We start from the raw sequence: 11,722 nt of genomic DNA, 5'->3' as shown, positions 1-11,722 counted from the left end.
CGCGCGAGCACCGGCCGGGCCACGACGAGCGGGTGCGCCGCCTCGAATCCGGCACGGATCCCGCCGCGCTGGCCCGCGAGGCGGACGAGGCGATCGAGGCCTGCGCGCGGGCGCTGGAGACGGCCGGACCGGGCGCCGTCGAGACGGGCCCGGGACCGGTCCGCCTGGCCGACCTCATCGGGGCGGCGACGATCGAGGCGCGCCTGCTGGCCGACCGCTGCGGCACCGGGCTCGACAGGGCCGGCACGGCGCAGTCCCTGCGGGCCTGCGCCCAGGTGCTCGAGGAGCGCTTCGGCGGCCGGAGCATCGAGCTGCGCGTCCCGCCGACGACCGCCGTGCAGCTGCGGGCGATCACCGGCGGCCCGGCCCATCACCGGGGCACGCCGCCGAACGTCGTCGAAACCGACCCGGACACCTTCTGGGGCCTGTGCACCGGCGCACTGGCCTGGACGCGGGCCCGCGAGGCCCGCCTGCTGAGGGTCTCGGGCGCGCACGCCGCCGAGGTCGGGCAGATGCTGCCGGTCGTCCACCCGCGTTGACCGGGCCGGCGGCCCGTCAGCGGCCGGACTTCAGGCCCGCCCCGCACATGGTGGTCAGGCAGTCCGGCACCGGGCCCCACCGGCGACGGTACCGCCAGTAGGCGGCCAGGTTCGCGGCCGCCGTGTACTCGCAGCAGACGCCGCGGGAGGCGAGCTCGGCCCGGGCGCGCACGATCTCGTCCTCCTCGGCGTGGACGAAGCGCACGCCGTACCTGCGGGCGAGGGCGAGGATCTGCGCGCCGCGCATGGGCGCCCCGACGGCGATGCCCTCGGCGAGGGTGGGCTCCGGCGTGACCGCGGCCGGCTCGGCGTCCCCGGCCTCGGCCGCGCGCAGCAGCGGGTCGCAGCCGGCCGCCTGCACGGCGATGATCTGGGGCATCATCCCGATGAGTCCGGCGCGCAGAAGATCCTCCAGGCCCCTCACCAGTCCGAGGAGCAGGGTGCCGTTGCCCACGGGCACGAGGATGTTCGCCGGGATGCGCCCCAGCTGCTCCCAGATCTCGTAGCCGAAGGTCTTGGTGCCCTCGTAGAACACCGGGTTGTAGACGTGGCTGGCGTAGAAGAGGCCCTCGGCGGCGGCCTTCGCCCGGCACACGTCGGCGCAGTGGTCGCGGCCGCCGGCCACCACGTCGACGGCGGCGCCGGCCGCCCGGATCAGGTCGATCTTGCGCGGCGAGGTGCCCTGCGGGACGAAGATCTCGCAGCCGATGCCGGCCCGGGCGCAGTAGGCGGCCACCGCGTGCCCGGCGTTGCCGCTGGAGTCCTGCACGACGCGGTCCACCCCGATCGAGGCGCAGTGCGCGGCCAGGACGGCCGCTCCCCTGTCCTTGAACGACCCCGTGGGCATGAGGTAGTCCATCTTCAGCGCGAGGTCCTCGTCGAAGTCGATGACCGGCGTCATGCCCTCGCCCATGGTGACGGCCCGCCAGGCGTCGCCGTCGTCCAGGCCCATGAAGGCCCGGTAGCGGAACAGGCTCCACTCGCGCCGGTCGATCGCGTCGGGGTCGAACGGCCGGCGCTCGTACTCCAGGCCCCACAGGCCGCCGCAGCGGCAGCGGGCGGCGCGCGTGACGGCCGGCTCGCGCGCCCTGCACCGGGAGCAGACGAACATCATCGCGCCCCTCCCCGGACGATCAGATGTGGCCGATGCCCCGTTCCAGCTCCCAGGGGGTCACCTGCCGGGCGTACTCGAAGTACTCGGCGCGCTTGTTGCGCAGGAAGTAGTCGAAGACGTGCTCGCCGAGGGTCTCGGCGACCAGCTCGCTGGACTCCATCGCCTCGATCGCCTCGTCCAGGCTGCGCGGCAGCGGGGCGATGCCGAGCGCATGGCGCTCCTTGTGGGACAGGGCCCATACGTCGTCCTCGGCCTCGTCGGGCAGCGGCAGCTCGCGGTCGATGCCGTCCAGGCCGGCGTTGAGCAGCAGCGCGTAGGCCAGGTACGGGTTGCAGGCCGAGTCGAGGGCGCGGTACTCGACGCGGGCGCTGGACTGCTTGTTCGGCTTGAACAGCGGCACGCGCACCAGGGCCGAGCGGTTGTTGCGCCCCCAGCAGATGTAGGCGGGGGCCTCACCGCCGCCCCACAGGCGCTTGTAGGAGTTGACGAACTGGTTGGTCACAGCCGTGATCTCGCGGGCGTGTGCGAGCAGGCCGGCCACGAAGTGACGGCCGGTCCTCGACAGGCGCACCTCGTCGGCGGCGTCGAAGAAGGCGTTGCGGTCGCCCTCGAACAGGCTCAGGTGGGTGTGCATGCCCGAACCGGCCGCACCGGTGAACGGCTTGGGCAGGAAGGACGCCTGGATGCCCTGGCTGGCGGCGATCTCGCGCACGACGACGCGGAAGGTCGTGATGTTGTCGGCCATCGAGAGGGCGTCGGCGTAGCGCAGGTCGATCTCGTGCTGGCCCGGGGCGCTCTCGTGGTGGCTGAACTCGACCGAGATGCCCATCTGCTCGAGCATCATCACGGCGTCGCGCCGGAAGTCGGTGCCGTCGTCCATGGTGGTGTGGTCGAAGTAGCCGGCGTTGTCGAGCGGCTCGGGCTCGTGCTCGCCCTGGCGCAGCTTCTCGAGCAGGAAGAACTCGACCTCGGGATGGCAGTAGAAGGTGAAACCCATGTCGGCGGCCTTGCCCATGGCGCGCTTGAGCACATGGCGCGGATCGGCCATCGCCGGCGAGCCGTCGGGCAGCGAGATGTCGCAGAACATGCGCGCCGTATTGGCGTGGGTGCGCCAGGGCAGCAGCTGGAAGGTGGACGGATCGGGGTGCGCGATCATGTCGGACTCGTAGACGCGCGCATAGCCCTCGATGGCAGAGCCGTCGAAGCCGGTGCCCTCGTCGAAGGCGCTCTCGAGCTCGGCCGGGGCCATCGCCACGGACTTCAGGAAGCCCTGCACGTCGGAGAACCACAGCCGGATGAACTTCACATTGCGTTCCTCGACGGTGCGCAGGACGAACTCGGTTTGGCGATCCATGGCCCCAGTCTGCCAGCGCCGCCCGCTCGTTGCCGACCCGACCGGATCACGAGGCGATAAACTCCTGCACGAATCACCGTATCGGCCCTGGCGGGCCGTACCGCACGAGCACGCGACTCCGGCTGCTCGTCGTCACCGAGGAGGCCGCATGCCCAGCGCCGGTTGGTATCCAGATCCTGCGGGCACGCCCGGCAGCTACCGCTACTGGGACGGCACGGCTTGGTCCGACACCACCACGACGGATCCCGCGGCCACGCCCCCACCGGGCCCCGTGCCGGCCGACGCCCCCGTCGGCCGGCGCGGCACCAGAGGCCCCGTCATCGCCATCATCGTGATCGTGGCCGCCGTGGCCGTCATCATCGGCATCGTCCTCACCCGCAGCGGGCTCGGCCCCCGCAACGACGTGCCCGAGGACACCAACAGCGCGGCACCCACCGAATCCGCCTGGGACGAGACGAGCACCCCCACCCCCACGCCCAGCTCCGACCAATCGAGCCAACGCTGCCCCGTCACCACCGTCACCACCGAGTCGGGCCAGCCCTGGAGCGGCATCGCCGGCGGGGGGCTGAAGGCGCCGAAGATCTCCGGCTGGAGGACGGACTCGGGCTTCTACCTCGACTGGGTCTCCGACACCCACACGCTGATGGACACCGTCTATCCCGGCTGGATGTCGAACGTCAGCGTGGGCGCCCTGAACTCCGTTGACGGCTTCACCGACCCGGTCGTCTCGGCCCACCAGACGATGGACTGCTACGCCTCCAGCGGCTACTACACGGACTACACGGGCCGCAAGGACCTCGTCGACGAGGCCACCACCGTCGACGGGCACCAGGCCTGGCACATGCAATCCGAGGTCTACGTCTCGAAGAGCTACCTGCCGCAGGTGAAGGGCGACGTCGTGGACATCTACGTGGTCGACGTCGGCTCGGGCGACCACTTCGGCGTCTTCATCTCCAGCGTCACGATCGACGACACCGACCGCGACAAGAAGGTGCGCGAGTGCATCTCCAAGCTCGAGGTCACCTCCTAGAGCTCGGTTCACCACCGGGGCCGCGCCCCGTGTGAGGCCGCCGCCCTAGACTTGGGCCCGTGACTGCCATGAAGCCCTACCCGCAGAGCCCGAAGCGCTCCGTCCCCGCCGGTATCGCCCGCCCCCCCTACCTCGGGGAGGCCGGTCCGGAGAACTACGAGGGCTCCGATGTCCAGAGCGACGAGACCGTCGAGAAGATGCGCCTCGCCGGCCGCATCGCGGCCGACGCCATCCTCGTGGCGGCCAGTCGGATCGCTCCCGGCGTCACCACCGACCACCTGGACGCGGTCGCCCACGAGTTCATGTGCGACCACCACGCCTGGCCGGCGAGCCTGGACTACCGCGGCTTCCCCAAGAGCATCTGCACGAGCGTCAACGAGGTCATCTGCCACGGCATCCCGGACAAGCGCCCGCTGGAGGACGGCGACCTGATCAAGATCGACGTCACCGCCTACATCGAGGGCGTTCACGGCGACAACTGCGCCACCTTCTACTGCGGCGGGGTCGACGAGGAGTCGAAGAAGCTGTCCGAGACGACCCGCGAGTCGATGTACCGCGCCATCAGGGTCTGCAGGCCGGGCCGCTCGGTCTCGGTCATCGGACGTGTCATCGAGAAGTACGCCAGGCGCTTCGGCTACGACGTGGTGCGCGAGTACACCGGTCACGGCGTGCACACCGCCTTCCACTCGGGCCTGATCATCTTCCATTACGACGAGCCGCGCTACGACCGCACGATGGCGCCGGGCATGACATTCACGATCGAGCCGATGCTGGCCATCGGCAGCGCCCGCACGACGCAGTGGGACGACGGCTGGACCGTCCTGACCCAGGACGGCTCGCGCTGCGCCCAGTTCGAGCAGTCGCTGGTGATCACGCAGAGCGGCGCCGAAATCCTCACCCTGCCGAGCGGCGGCACGCCCATCCTGGGCGGCGACCCGGCCGACATCGATCTGTCGGCCATCGACTGACCCCGCTCAGAGCCGGGACGGGCCGGGCGCCCCTCCGGGCTCCCGGGGTCAGTACGGATCCCGGCCCGGCGACGGCAGCCGATCGGCCGGCTGCGGCGGGGCCGTCGCCATCATCATGGGCGGCAGGCCGGGGCCGGGCTGCGGGACCTGGGGGAAGGCGCGGCGCCCGCCGGGCACCCACTCGCGCAGCTGCGCGGGCCTCTCGCGGCCGAACAGCTGGCGGTCGAGGCAGCCGCCGATCACTACCAGCGCAGGGCCCCAGGTCACGGCGTAGATGTTCAGGCCGTACGGCGGGCCCGAGCGCACGAGGTCGTCGGGGTTGAGCAGGGCCAGGACGAACATGCCCAGGCCGATGAGCCGGATGAGGTGGTGCCTCGGCTCGTCCCAGAGCTGACGGGAGACGCGGCGGGCCATGAACGCCAGGGTCAGCGGGAACAGCCCGAAGGTGCGCATGCCCGTCCAGACGGACCTGCCCACCAGGGCGCCGGCCCCCAGACGCGAGTCGACGCCGTCGAAGAAGGCGCGTTCGAGAAGCCACCCGGCCCACTCGTCGAAAGCTCCCGCGCCGTCCATCCGGAAGCTTGCTGCCAGCGCGATCAGCAGGAAGAAGCACACCATGCCGAGGACGACGCCGACCTGGAGGAAGGTCTTGACGGCCAGGCCCACGAGATAGCCGGGCCTCGGCTCGTACGAGCTCCCCGGAGCCTGACTCATCACGTCCTCCATAGTGCCACCGCAGCGGGAGGCGGCCGGTCAGGGCAACGCCGCGCGGGCGGACGAGCCGGCCTGTAAGCCGGGTTCTGTGGCTGCACGCAGCCGACGGTCATCCATCTGCGAGCGCCGTTGCCGACGCCCTTCCCCCGCCGCTTCCGCGACGGGCGCGCGACCTACCCGCAGGCTCGGGCGGGCAGCCCTCGAACGCCTGCGCGGATGCCGGGGCATCCCTCTTGGTCTTGCTCCGGGTGGGGTTTGCCCTGCCGCCGCAGTCGCCTGCGGCGCGGTGGTCTCTTGCACCGCCGTTTCACCCTTGCCCGATCGCTCGGGCGGTCTGTTCTCTGTGGCACTGTCCCGCGGGTCGCCCCGGGTGGATGTTGTCCACCACCCTGCCCTGTGGAGCCCGGACTTTCCTCTGCGCTCGCGCGCAGCGACCGTCCGGCCGACTCGTCCCGGCTGAAGCCTAGCGCGAGACCGCTCCGGGCCCGCATCCCCAGGCCCGCGTAGCATTGGCCCCGAACCCATTGGACAAGGAGTCCCCATGCCCAAGATCCTTCGTCTGCACGACTTCGGCGGGCCCGGGAGTCTCCGCCTCGACGAGCTCCCCAGCGCCGAGCCCGGCCCCGGCGAGGTGCGCATCCGGGTGCAGGCCTGCTCGATCACCCTCGACCAGCTGGCCTATCTGAACGGCGACGGCCACGGCGCACCGCGCCCGGAGCTCCCCGCGCGCTTCGGCTACGGGGCGGCGGGTCTCGTGGACGGGCTCGGCGAAGGCGTCGACCCCGCCTGGGCCGGCAGGGCGGTCTCGGTCATCGGCCCGTTCGACCAGGCCCGTCACGGCTGCGCGGGCGAGGAGGCCATCGTCCCGGCCGATGCGCTCGTCGCCCTGCCCGAAGGGCTCGATCCGGCCCAGGGCGCCGCGCTGTGGGCGCCGTACCTCACCGCCTACGCCCTCATCCACCTCGGCCGGCTGCGCGAGGGCGATCACGTCGCACTGCCGGCCGGCTCGTCCACCGTCGGCCTGGCCGCCATCCAGATCTGCCGCGCGGCCGGGGCGCTGCCGATCGCCGTCACCCGCAGCGGGGCGAAGGTCGAGGCGCTGCTGGCCGCGGGCGCGCATGCCGTGGTCCGCACCGACACCCAGAACTACGTCGACGAGATCGGCCGGCTCACCGGCGGCGCGGGCGCCCGCATCACCTTCGACCCCATCGGCGGCGACTTCCTCGCCGAGGCCGCAGCGGCCGCCGCTCCGGGCGGCGTGCTCATCGAGTACGGCGTGCTCGGCGGCACGAACGGCCGCTTCCCCGTCGAGCACGTGCTCGGCAAGGGGCTGACCGTCCGCGGCTGGACGGTCGGCGAGCTCGTCGCCGAGCCCGGGGCGCGCCGGGCGGCCGTGGATCATGTGCTGCGGCGCATCGCCGAGGGCGCCTACGCGCCGCGCGTGGCCGCGAGATTCCCGCTCGAGGACGCGGCGGCCGCCTTCGCGCAGCTGGCCTCGGGCGCCCGAATGGGTCAGACGGTGCTGGTGACCGGGCTCTGAGGCCCGCTCACAGGCCCGATTCGCCGGTGCGCACGAGGATGCGCCCGCACTCCTCGCAGCGCGCCACCGCGTCGGGCCGGGAGGCCGCGATGGTGTGCAGCTCCGCCTGGTCGAGCTCCATCCCGCAGCCCCCGCAGCGCCTGGCGCGCAGCTCGGCGGCGCCGCTGGAGCCGGTGCGCCCGGCGATCTTGTCGTAGAGGGCCAGCAGCTCGGCGGGCAGGGGCTCGCGCGCGAGCTCCCGTTCGCTCATCAGCCGCCCGCCCTGCTCGGTGATCTCGGCCTTCGACCGGTCGCGGCTGGCCAGCAGGGCGCGCATCCGGTCCTCGATCCCGGCGCGCCGGGCGAGCAGCTCGTCGTGAACCCCGGTGGCGTCCTCGATCTCCTGCATGGCCTCCAGCTCGATGTCCTCGAGATCGCTGATGCGCCCGTCCAGGTGCCCGATCTCCGCGAGCAGGCTCTGCAGCGCGCGCTGATCGGCGATCTCGCCGGAGTCGGCGCGGCCCCGGTTGCGCTCCTGGCGGGCCCTGGCGGCCTCGAGGTCGCGGTCGACGCGGTCGAACTCGGCCTGGGCGTCGCCGCGGCGGGTGGCGGCCTCGGTGATCCGCCCGGCCAGCGCCACGCGTTCGGCCTGCAGTCCCTTGAGCTCCTCGTTCTCGGGGAGATTCGCCGCCCTGTGACGCAGGTGCACGAGCTTCACGTCGAGGGCGGCGACGTCAAGCAGGCGGCGCTGAGCGGCGGGATCAGCAAGCATGCCCACAGCCTAGCCGCAGGTGCAGCGGACGGACCGGCCCCGGGGCCGGGGAGGGCCCGGCGGGGCCAGGTCGTGACGTTTTCAACAGTAGACCCCCGAAAATCACTAGGATGGCTCCCAATCCCTGTTCTGGTGCGGGCGCCTCGAGCGCCGCCCGGCGCCTGGCAGCGGGCGCGAGGCCCGCCGTCCGAGCCTCGCTCGGCCCGCACGCGAACCAGCTCGTGGAAGGAAGAGGCATGGGTCAGCAGAATGATCTCGTTCACGAGGTTCCCGGCTCCCGCACCGGGCGGAAGGGGCTGACGGGCACGAGCCTGATGACCGCCGCCGCCATCGGCGTCGTCGGCTGCATCGTCATCGTCCCCCTGTCCTACTACCAGCAGGCCGCGAGCCTGGCCTTCGCCCAGCTCGTCGCCGCCACGCTCGGCCTGTGGATGCTGCCGTGCGTCTTCCCGCTGGTCTTCCTGCGCAGACCCGGCACCACGCTGATGGCCTGCCTCGTCATGGGCGTCATCAGCACCTTCACCACGTCGTACGGGCCCCTGTCCATCGCCACCCTGGCGATCGAGGGCCTCCTGCTGGAGCTGCCCTTCCTGGTCACCGGCTACCGGAAGTGGACGAGGGCGCAGTTCATCGTCTCGGCCCTCCTCCTGGGCACCGTCATGGGCTGCCTCACCGCCCAGACCGCCGGGATCGTGAGGGTCACCACCGTCATCGTCATCGAGAACACCATCATCGCCGATGTCTCCTGCCTGGTCTTCCTGAGACTGACCACGCAGCTGGCCAGAGCCCTGCGCAACACCGACCTGGGGGGCTCCCTGGCCGCCGTCGACGCCGGCTGAGCGGACCGCCCGCTCCCCGGGAGCCCGGGCCCCGGGGGCGCCCACCACCGATCGGAAGGACCGTCATGGCCTCACTGTCCCAGCTGACGTTCCGCAGCCCGCTGTTCCTGCGTCTCTACGAGAAGCGCATCCACGGGCGCTTCCTCAGCACCTTCGCCAAGGAGCCGATGAACTACACGACCCTGTTCGACGATCTCCAGCGCATGGGCCGGGCCGAACCGGCCCCGCAGGAGCCCGCGCGGGTGCTCGACCTGGGCTGCGGCACCGGCTGGTACGCCCGCCACCTGGCCGGCCTCGACCGCTACCGCCGGGCGCGCATCACCGGCGTCGACCTGTCGCAGTGGGCCGTCGAGGTGGCCCGCACCAATGCGGCGCGCCTGCCCGGGCCCCATGCGGGGCTGGACTTCCGCACCGGCGACGTGCAGGCGCTGGGCCCCGAGCTGACCGGTCCGGTCGACGAGATCTGGCTGTGCGGCTGCCTGCACCAGATGAGCGATCCCCGGGCCGCCCTGGGCGAGGTCGCCAGGCTCCTCGGCCCCGACGGGCGGGTCTTCTGCCAGACCTTCTGCCGCAACCCGCGGATCAGATCGGACGTCGACATCGCCGTCATGCGCCGCGCCGGCCATCAGGTCTTCGAGCGCGACCAGCTCGTGGGGCTGGTGGGCTCGGCGGGCCTGCGGGTGCTCGCCGAGGAGCTGAGGGGGATCGTCCAGCTGCTCGTCATGGCGCCCGGCCGGCAGCCGCGGCGGGGCGCCCGGAGCGGCTAGAGGGCCCTCGGGCTGCGCACGAGGACGAGCACCCGGCTCAGGTCAGGCCCCCGAACCGGCCCAGCAGCAGCCCGAGGGCCGCGCCCGCGGCGCCCAGCAGGAGAAGCACCGTCGCCGTGGCGGGCGCGTGCTGCGCGATGGCGCGCAGCGGCCGGCCGGGAGCGCCCCATCCCGTCGCGGAGGGGCTTGGACAGCCCCCTACAGAGATGGCGGGCGGCTCGTGCGGTCCGGTACTCATCGTTCTCGCCTCCCTCCCCGTTCCGGGCCTCGGTCCCGGAGCTCCTCGATGGCGGAGATGACCAGGCCGGACCCGGTGAGGCGCCTGCGGACGGCCGCCCGCGCCTCGGGCAGGTCCCAGATCTCGTGGACGCCGGCCGCGGGGCTGAACTCGCCGCGCACGGCGGCGGCCAGGGCGGCGCCGGCGCAGGCCCCGGTGAGCCGGAAGGAGGGGGCGCCGGTGGCCTGGATCGAGCGGCGCCGGCCCTCCCCGTCCGTGGCGATGACGATCACCCGGGCGTCCTCGGGGATCGGTCCGAGGCGCTCGACGCGGCGGGCCCCGATGCGGGCGCCCAGCCGGGCCAGGCGCGGGGCCAGCCAGCCGACGCGCAGCAGCCCCGCGGACTGCATGCGCCGGGCGCTGTCGGCCCCGATCTGGCCGAACCAGGCGCGGTAGCGGTAGTCGCGCAGCCCGGGGGCGAACTCGCGCACGCGGTCGATGTCGGGGCACTCGTAGCCGATCAGGTAGTCGTAGCCGTCCCGGCCGGGGAGCCGTTCCAGGGCGGCGGGCATGAGGCGCTCCCGGCCGTCCACGAGGGCGCGCCAGGGGCCGGTCATGGTGGCGAACATGGACTCCATCGAGGCGGCCCCCGGCTCCTGCTTGCCGCCCACGAGCAGCCGCGTCTCGAGCTCGCGCACCGGCTGCCGCGGATCGGCCGAGTCGAGCAGCTCGGCGAGCAGGATCGTGCTGATGCCCGGGCACAGGCCGAAGCCGGTCAGGACGGGCGCGCCGGCCCGCCTGGCCTCCCCGTCCAGGGCGACGATCTCACGGCGGGCGTCGATCGAGTCGTTGACGTCGATGCAGCCGACGCCGGCGCGGAGGCAGTGCCGGTGGGCGCTCGCCCGCAGCCTCTCGAAGGGCCCCGCGCACAGCACGACCCAGTCGTAGCCGGCCAGGGCGAGCTCGGTCCTCTCGGACGGGCCGGACAGGTCGAGGCGCACCCAGGGCCGGGCGATCCGCTCGCTGGGGCGGCGCGAGGCGTAGTCCACCTCGGCCTCGGGCAGTTCCCGGCCCAGCCGTTCGAGGACGGCGCGGCCGGTCACGCCGGTTCCGCCGAGGACGAGGATGCGGCTCATCGCCCCGCCTCCCGTCCGTCCGCGGGCCGGGGCACGGCGGCGAAGCGGGCGACGGTCTCGGCCGTCGCCTCGGCGCCGGTGCCCATGAGGATCGAGTAGTGGTTCCCCTCGAGCTCCCCGGCGCGGAAGCCGTCGGGCGCCAGGGCCCCCCACTGCGTGCAGTTGAAGGCCTCGCCGTCGGTGGCGCGCAGGGCCGTGAGGCGTTCGAGCCGATGGCGCGGGCGGTAGGCGTTGCGGGCGGCGATGAGTGTGCGCAGCGTGTTGAACTGCTCGATGTCCGCCGGCGCGCCGCCGGCGCCCAGGTCCTCCATGAGCGTCTCCGAGATGGAGCCGGCCAGGGCGCGCACGAGGACGGCCTGTTCGGGGCGTCCGGGCACGAGCTCGCCGACGGTCCGCCACAGCTGCTCGGTGCCGGCGGCCCCGTCCAGCCGGCCGGCGAGCTCGGCGGGCAGCACCCGGGCGAGCAGCTCCCGCTCGGCGTCCGGGTCGAACCCGCCGACGTCGACCTGCGGGCCCGGGGCCAGCGAGTCGAGCAGCACCGCGTCGACGCGGTACTCGTGCGCCAGCAGGCCGGCGAGCTCGGCGGCCAGCGTGCCGCCGATGCTCCAGCCGACCAGGACGATGCGCGAGCCGGGCCCGAAGCGGGCGCGGATCCCGTCCGCGTAGCGCCCGGCGATCTCCTCGACGCCCAGGTGCTGCGGCCAGGGCCGGGCGAGGGCCCCGAACCGGAGGCCCCACACGTCCCAGTCGGCG

General features: G+C 73.0%; 13 protein-coding genes and 1 other RNA gene. 6 read left to right on the top strand and 8 right to left on the bottom strand.

Annotation, left to right across the window (positions count from 1 at the left end):
- Positions 1 to 539: sterol carrier family protein (locus R2N01_RS09670; protein WP_316670630.1), on the top strand; the 539-nt coding region annotated here is incomplete at its 5' end.
- Between the two features lie 16 nt (positions 540 to 555).
- On the opposite strand, the gene R2N01_RS09665 is transcribed toward R2N01_RS09670, so the two are convergent.
- Entirely contained in the window at positions 556 to 1,653 is a 1,098-nt protein-coding gene (locus tag R2N01_RS09665) for a threonine synthase (RefSeq protein WP_316670629.1), read from the bottom strand.
- A gap of 19 nt (positions 1,654 to 1,672) precedes the next feature.
- Positions 1,673 to 3,007 (bottom strand): type I glutamate--ammonia ligase, encoded by a 1,335-nt coding sequence (gene glnA / locus R2N01_RS09660; RefSeq protein ID WP_316670628.1) that lies wholly within the window; start codon positions 3,005 to 3,007, stop codon positions 1,673 to 1,675.
- 148 nt (positions 3,008 to 3,155) lie between these two features.
- On the opposite strand from glnA, the gene R2N01_RS09655 reads away from it, so the two are divergent.
- Both R2N01_RS09655 and map read left to right on the top strand, forming a co-directional pair.
- Positions 3,156 to 4,037, top strand: a complete 882-nt coding sequence (locus R2N01_RS09655) for a DUF2510 domain-containing protein (protein WP_316670627.1) — start codon at positions 3,156 to 3,158, stop codon at positions 4,035 to 4,037.
- A 59-nt stretch (positions 4,038 to 4,096) separates the two neighbouring features.
- Positions 4,097 to 5,005, top strand: coding sequence for a type I methionyl aminopeptidase (gene map, locus R2N01_RS09650; protein WP_316670626.1), 909 nt, complete (start codon positions 4,097 to 4,099; stop codon positions 5,003 to 5,005).
- Positions 5,006 to 5,053: 48 nt separating this feature from the next.
- Here map and R2N01_RS09645 read toward each other — a convergent pair whose 3' ends face one another.
- Positions 5,054 to 5,719, bottom strand: a complete 666-nt coding sequence (locus tag R2N01_RS09645; RefSeq protein ID WP_316670624.1) for a hypothetical protein — start codon at positions 5,717 to 5,719, stop codon at positions 5,054 to 5,056.
- A gap of 59 nt (positions 5,720 to 5,778) precedes the next feature.
- Positions 5,779 to 6,169, bottom strand: an RNA gene (gene rnpB, locus R2N01_RS09640) — RNase P RNA component class A.
- 91 nt (positions 6,170 to 6,260) lie between these two features.
- On the opposite strand from rnpB, the gene R2N01_RS09635 reads away from it, so the two are divergent.
- Complete coding sequence (locus R2N01_RS09635; RefSeq protein WP_316670623.1) at positions 6,261 to 7,259, top strand: zinc-dependent alcohol dehydrogenase family protein; 999 nt, start codon at positions 6,261 to 6,263, stop codon at positions 7,257 to 7,259.
- A gap of 7 nt (positions 7,260 to 7,266) precedes the next feature.
- Here the strand turns inward: R2N01_RS09635 and R2N01_RS09630 are convergent, their stop codons facing one another.
- Entirely contained in the window at positions 7,267 to 8,010 is a 744-nt protein-coding gene (locus tag R2N01_RS09630; protein ID WP_316670622.1) for a C4-type zinc ribbon domain-containing protein, read from the bottom strand.
- A gap of 236 nt (positions 8,011 to 8,246) precedes the next feature.
- On the opposite strand from R2N01_RS09630, the gene R2N01_RS09625 reads away from it, so the two are divergent.
- On the top strand, positions 8,247 to 8,849 hold the full coding sequence (locus R2N01_RS09625; protein WP_316670620.1) for an ECF transporter S component: 603 nt from the start codon (positions 8,247 to 8,249) through the stop codon (positions 8,847 to 8,849).
- Positions 8,850 to 8,914: 65 nt separating this feature from the next.
- The gene (locus R2N01_RS09620) at positions 8,915 to 9,616 is read left to right on the top strand and encodes a class I SAM-dependent methyltransferase (protein WP_316670619.1); all 702 of its coding nucleotides are present in this window, start codon (positions 8,915 to 8,917) and stop codon (positions 9,614 to 9,616) included.
- A gap of 37 nt (positions 9,617 to 9,653) precedes the next feature.
- Here R2N01_RS09620 and R2N01_RS09615 read toward each other — a convergent pair whose 3' ends face one another.
- The 3 genes from R2N01_RS09615 to R2N01_RS09605 form a co-directional block, all read right to left on the bottom strand.
- Positions 9,654 to 9,854 (bottom strand): hypothetical protein, encoded by a 201-nt coding sequence (locus R2N01_RS09615; protein ID WP_316670617.1) that lies wholly within the window; start codon positions 9,852 to 9,854, stop codon positions 9,654 to 9,656.
- Positions 9,851 to 10,969 carry a hypothetical protein gene (locus R2N01_RS09610; protein WP_316670615.1) on the bottom strand — a complete coding sequence of 373 codons (1,119 nt, stop codon included), beginning with the start codon at positions 10,967 to 10,969 and terminating at the stop codon, positions 9,851 to 9,853. Before R2N01_RS09610 ends, R2N01_RS09615 begins: the two co-directional genes overlap by 4 nt.
- The coding region (locus R2N01_RS09605) for a hypothetical protein (RefSeq protein WP_316670614.1) at positions 10,966 to 11,722 on the bottom strand (757 nt) is incomplete at its 5' end. The genes R2N01_RS09610 and R2N01_RS09605, both read right to left, overlap by 4 nt.

This window comes from uncultured Propionibacterium sp., assembly GCF_963539965.1.
Taxonomy (GTDB): domain Bacteria; phylum Actinomycetota; class Actinomycetes; order Propionibacteriales; family Propionibacteriaceae; genus Propionibacterium.
This window is presented reverse-complemented; position numbering and strand designations above follow the sequence as displayed.